We start from the raw sequence: 397 nt of genomic DNA on the forward strand, positions 1-397 counted from the left end.
TGGTAGTAGTTCGAGCTGTGGATCAGCTTGGCCACCTGCTCCTGCAGCGCGGGCACCAGCTTCGGGTGGTTGTGGCCCAGCGTGTTCACGGCGATGCCGCCCAGCGCGTCGAGGTACTGCCGGCCGTCCACGTCCCATACGCGGCAGCCCTGGCCGCGCTCGAGCGCGATCGGCAGGCGGCCGTAGGTATTCATCACGTGGGGCGAAGCGGGCGGGGCGGAAGCGCTCATGCGGGAATCTCCTGGGCGTCGATGCGGAACGGGAAAGAATGCGGTGGCCGGAAGGGCGGTGCCTGCCGGTGCGCGTGAGACACGATTCTAGGTGCAGCCCACGGCGCGGCCATTGCCGATTGCGCATCACAGCCATGCGTGCGGGGCGCGCGCGCCAGGGTCTTTGC

General features: G+C 69.0%; 1 protein-coding gene. It reads right to left on the minus strand.

Going from position 1 to position 397, the window contains the following annotated elements:
* A partial coding sequence (locus tag D3227_RS40835) for an aminotransferase class III-fold pyridoxal phosphate-dependent enzyme (protein ID WP_120019487.1) occupies positions 1-230 on the minus strand: 230 nt, incomplete at its 3' end.
* Positions 231-397: the final 167 nt, after the last annotated feature.

The organism is Mesorhizobium waimense (genome assembly GCF_003601975.1).
In the GTDB taxonomy this organism is placed as follows: domain Bacteria; phylum Pseudomonadota; class Alphaproteobacteria; order Rhizobiales; family Rhizobiaceae; genus Mesorhizobium; species Mesorhizobium waimense.